The 4,717-nt window shown below is 68.1% G+C and carries 1 protein-coding gene; it reads right to left on the reverse strand.

The features are described from left to right. A partial coding sequence (locus tag WAW17_RS15945) for an amino acid adenylation domain-containing protein (RefSeq protein ID WP_422333918.1) occupies positions 1-4,717 on the reverse strand: 4,717 nt, incomplete at both ends.

Below are 4,717 nucleotides of genomic sequence, written 5' to 3' on the forward strand. Positions count from 1 at the left end.
GTGTCTTGCACGGCAGTGTCTCGCACGGCAGTCGCCGGGGCGGTCACCACCCCGTTCAGGATCTTCAGGTACAGGTCCGCGAAATTCTCGATGGTGCGCCCGTCGAACAGCGCGGTGGGATAGGTGAATTCCGCCGCCATTCCGGCGGGCTCGCCGTCCACGTCGAAGTGTTCCGTGAGCGTCAATTGCAGATCGAAGTTGGCGACGTCGACGCCGGGCTCCATGTTCTCGACGTCGAGGCCCGGCAGCGACAGGTCGGGCCGGTGGGTGTTCCGGAACTCGAGGAGCACCTGGAACAGCGGTGAATATGCGGTCGACCGGGGCGGATTGAGGGCCTCGACGATCCGCTCGAAGGGCACTTCGGCACGGGCGAACGCACCGAGATCCGACTCCCGTACCACCTCGAGGAAAGCGTCGAATCCCCTCTCTCCGGTCACCCGGGTGCGGAGCGGCAGCGTGTTGACGAACATCCCGACCACGTCGTCGAGCACAGCCTCGCCCCGCCCGGCAACCGGCGTGCCGATCACCACATCCTCACTGCCGGCGAGCCCGGCGATCAACAGCGCAAGCGCCGCGTGCGCTGCCATGAACACCGAGCACCGATGTGCCCGGGCGAGGGCCGTCAGGTCGCGGTGCAGGTCCGCCGGAATCGAGAAGCTCACCTGGTCACCCGCCGCGGACCGATGCGGATGACGCGGGCGGTCGAAGGGCAATTCGACCACGGTGGGCGCCCCCGCGAGCGCGGACCGCCAGTAGTGCAACTGCCGCGACACGAACGACTGCGGATCGGACTCCGACCCGAGCAGCTCCCGTTGCCACAGGCTGTAATCGGCGTACTGGACTGCGAGTGGTGCCCAGTCCGGCGTCCGACCCTGTGCACGAGCGGAATACGCGGTGGTGAGGTCGCGAGCGAGTGGAACCATCGAGAAACCGTCCGCGCAGATGTGGTGGACCACCACCGCCAGCACGTGGTCGGCGGCCGCCGGCTCGAAGAGCATTGCCCGAACCGGGACCTGCACCTTCACGTCGAATCCGGCGGACGCGAACTCCGACAGGGATTCTCTCAGTTCACTCTCCCCGCCCACCGGGACGAGATGAAGTTCCGGTGCCGCGTGCTCGGCGGGGAGCACCACCTGTTCCGGGCCCGCCTTACCGAACGGGTATCGCGTGCGGAGGGATTCGTGCCGCTCCACCACGTCCGAGATCGCGGTTCGCAATGCCTCGAGATCGAGGTGGCCGCGCAACCTGATGGCCATCGCGACGTTGTATGCGGGCGAAGTGATGTCGAACTGGTTGAGAAACCACATCCGGTGCTGTGCCCACGACACCGGCACCCGCTCGGGACGTTCGCGTGCCACCAGCGCCGGGATCACCGGTGTTTCGGTCTTCGCGTCGGCGATCCGAAGGGACAGGGACCCGACGGTCGGCGCCTCGAACATGTCGCGAACCCCGATACTCGACCCGAGTAGTGAGTTGACCCGGGCCACCACCCGGGTTGCGGACAACGAGTTGCCACCCAACTCGAAGAAGTCGTCGTCGACGCCCACCCGCCCGATTTCCAGCACCGTCGCGAAGACGGCGGCGACAGCTTCTTCGACGGAGCCGACCGGGGCCCGGAAGGTCCTGGGCTCGAACTCCGGCACCGGAAGCGCGGCCCGGTCCACCTTGCCGTTGACGTTCAGCGGGAGTCGTTCCAGAACAACCAGGGTCGACGGGACCAGGTACGGCGCGAGCCGGGTCCGGGCGCGGCGCAGCACGTCGGTCGCCTCGACCGCCGCTCCGGGTTCGGGCACCACGTATCCCACCAGCCGATCCCCTGCCGCGCCGCCGTGACAGACCACCACCGCCGCACGGGACACGCCCTCACACCCCGTGAGCACGGCCTCGACCTCGCCCGGTTCGACGCGCTGCCCGCGCAGCTTCACCTGGAAATCGTTGCGTCCCACATAGTCCAACGTGAGGTCCGGTGACCACCGCATCAGGTCCCCGGTGCGGTACATCCGCGACCCCGGCACACCGAACGGATCGGCCACAAAGGCCGCGGCAGTCGGTCCGGGGCGCCGGTGATAGCCCCGGCCCAGGCCGGGACCCTGGATGTACAACTCCCCCACCACACCCACCGGCACCGGTCGCAGCCACGGGTCCAGCAGCACTTCTCCGGTTCCCCGCACCGGAGGTCCGATGCGGACGGGATCTCCCGCCACGAAGGGATCGGCGATATTCGACATCACCGTGGTCTCCGTCGGCCCGTAACCCACCAGCAAGGCGCAACGGGTTGCCCAGCGATTCAGCAACTCCGGCGGGCAGCGTTCACCGCCCACCACGAGAACGCGCAGGCTGTCGAGTGCGTCGGGATCGATGGTGGCCAGCACTGCCGGCGTCGTGAAGATGTGCGTGATCTTCTCTGCGTCGATCAGGTGCTCGAGTTCGGGACCGGCGAAGACGGACGGCGGCGCGATCACCAGCTCCGCACCGGCACCGAAGGCGGTCAGGTATTCGAGTACCGACGCGTCGAATGCCGGCGACGCCACGTGCAACACCCGCGAGGCCGGGGTGGTTCCGTACCGGGAATTCTGCTCGGCCGCGAAGTTCTGCAGGCCGGTGTGGGTGATCACCACACCCTTCGGTGTGCCCGTCGATCCCGACGTGTACATCACGTAGGCCGGATGCTCCGGACGCAGTGCCGTGACCCGCTCTGCATCGGTGACGGCACCACCCGGGTAATCCCGCCCGAGTCCCGGGTCGTCGATCGGCAGCCACGGAATCGACCCCGGTAGGAGGTCGCGGTATTCCGAAAGGGTCAGTCCGAGCAGCACTCCCGAGTCGGCGAGCACGTTGCTCATCCGGCCCTCGGGAAGGTGGGGGTCGAGCGGCACGAATGCCGCACCCGACTTCGCTACCGCCCACACCGCCACCACCGAGTCGGTCGAGCGCGGTATCGCGACCGCTACATATGTTTCCGGTCCGATCCCGCGGCCGATCAGAACGCGCGCCAGCCGACTGGATCTGTCGTCGAGTTCCCGGTACGTCACCTCCGAACCGCCCGGCAAGACCTTCGACCCGCCCGGCAAGGCAGAGCCGCATGCGAGGGCCACCGCGTCCGGATCGAGCGCCGCGGCCCACGAGAGTATGTCGGGCAGAAGTCGGTGCGACTCGGCGTCTGCACCGTGTACCGGCACCACGACGGTCCGCTCTTTCGGATCGAGCAGGTCGACCCGGGCGAGTGGTGTGTCGGGGTGGGCGGACAGGGCACCGAGCACGATCCCGAAGCGTCGCGCGAACCCGTGCACCGTCTCGGGGTCCAGTACGTCCGTCGCGAAGGTGAAACCCGCGGTGACGCCCGCCGCGCCGCCGTCCCGGTCGTACTGCTCGGTGAGCGTCAACTGCAGATCGAACTTCGCCACTCGTTCCCCGAGGTCGGTCCATTCGACGGTCATGCCCGGCAGGGTCAGGTCGGGGTGTCCCATGTTGCGGAACTCGAGAGCCACCTGGAACAACGGTGTGTACGACGTCGACCGTGGCGGCTCGAGCGCCTCCACCACCTGCTCGAACGGCACGTGTGCGTGAGCGAACGCATCGAGGTCGGTCTCCTTGACGTCCCTCAACAGTTCCCGGAACGACACGGTACCGCGGACCGGCGTGCGCAGGGCCACGGTGTTGACGAACATTCCCACCACGTCGTCGAGTGCGGCGTCACCGCGTCCCGACACCGGCGTGCCGATCACGATGTCGTCGGTGCCGGACACCCAGGACAGCATGACCGCGAACGCAGCGTGGGCGACCATGAACACCGTGGCGTCGTTTTCGCGTGCCACCGCCACCAGGGACCGGTGGATGTCCGGCGGAATCGAGAACCGGACATGATCACCGCGAAATGACCTGTGCGGCGGGCGGGGACGGTCGAGCGGCAACGCGAGCACGGCCGGCGTATCGGTGAGGGCCGCTCTCCAGTAGCCGAGTTCCTCGGACAGCAGTGACCGCGGATCGTCCTCGCGGCCCAGCCGTTCCTGTTGCCAGAGGCTGTAGTCGGCGTACTGGAAGGGAAGCGGACGCCACTGCGGAGCACGGCCGTGCGCGCGTGCCGCGTAGGCGAACGCGACGTCACGCGCCAGCGGGATCATCGACAGCCCGTCACCCGAGATATGGTGCAGCACCACCACCAGCAGATATTCGTTCTGCGCGTATTCGAACAGCCGCGCCCGCAGCGGTGGATCCACGGTCACCTCGAAGCCCGAGGATACGAGTGCCTGCGTCTGCTCCCACAGATCCGCCTCGCCGGCTACCCGGACGGGTCGTAGGTTCGGCGCGGCCTGCTGCACAGGAATCAGCGACTGGATCGGTCCGTCGCCGTCCCCGGGATAGACGGTCCGCAGCGCCTCGTGCCGGGCCACCACATCGCCGGCCGCCGCGTCCAGGGCTTCCGCGTCGAGCGAACCGCTCAACCGGAAGGCCATCGCGATGTTGTAGGCGGGCGACGACGGATCGTACTGGTCCAGAAACCAGATCCGTCTCTGCGCCGGCGACAACGGCACGCGCGCAGGACGTTCGACGGCGACCAGGGGTGGACGTCCCGCGGCGGCCGAACCGATTCGGCCGGCAAGGGCCCGCACCGTCGGGGCCTCGAACACGTCCCGAACGCTGAGACCGGCGCCGAGCACAGTGCCGACACGGGCCGCCACCCTGGCCGCGATCAGCGAGTTACCGCCGAGGTCGAAGA

Source organism: Rhodococcus sp. (in: high G+C Gram-positive bacteria) (genome assembly GCF_049286785.1).
GTDB lineage: Bacteria > Actinomycetota > Actinomycetes > Mycobacteriales > Mycobacteriaceae > Rhodococcus_F.